A 364-nucleotide genomic window follows, 5' to 3' on the forward strand; every position below is an offset into this window, starting at 1 on the left:
AGACCTGCAGTGCTCTATTTTTAGAGACTTAATAATGGTGCGGAAGGAGAGACTTGAACTCTCACACCTTGCGGCGCCAGAACCTAAATCTGGTGCGTCTACCAATTCCGCCACTTCCGCATCAATTTGTATTCATACTGCTAATTGGTAAAAGCAATATGAAGTTGTAATGGCAGGCTACTTAGAGCCGAACCAGGGACAATGGAGGAGGCATCAAAAGATGTTATCCATTGAACCTATAAATAATGGCAGGGCTACCTGGATTCGAACCAGGGAATGGCGGCATCAAAAGCCGCTGCCTTACCGCTTGGCGATAGCCCTACAAGATTCTAACGAATCAAAATAATGGTGCGGAAGGAGAGAC

General features: G+C 46.2%; 2 tRNA genes. Both read right to left on the minus strand.

Features of this window, described 5'->3' with window-relative positions:
• Positions 1-35 precede the first annotated feature (35 nt).
• Positions 36-120, minus strand: a tRNA-Leu gene (locus RJ47_RS16450).
• A 126-nt stretch (positions 121-246) separates the two neighbouring features.
• Positions 247-321, minus strand: a tRNA-Gln gene (locus RJ47_RS16455).
• Positions 322-364: the final 43 nt, after the last annotated feature.

The organism is Vibrio sinaloensis (assembly GCF_000808535.1).
Taxonomy (GTDB): domain Bacteria; phylum Pseudomonadota; class Gammaproteobacteria; order Enterobacterales; family Vibrionaceae; genus Vibrio; species Vibrio sinaloensis_D.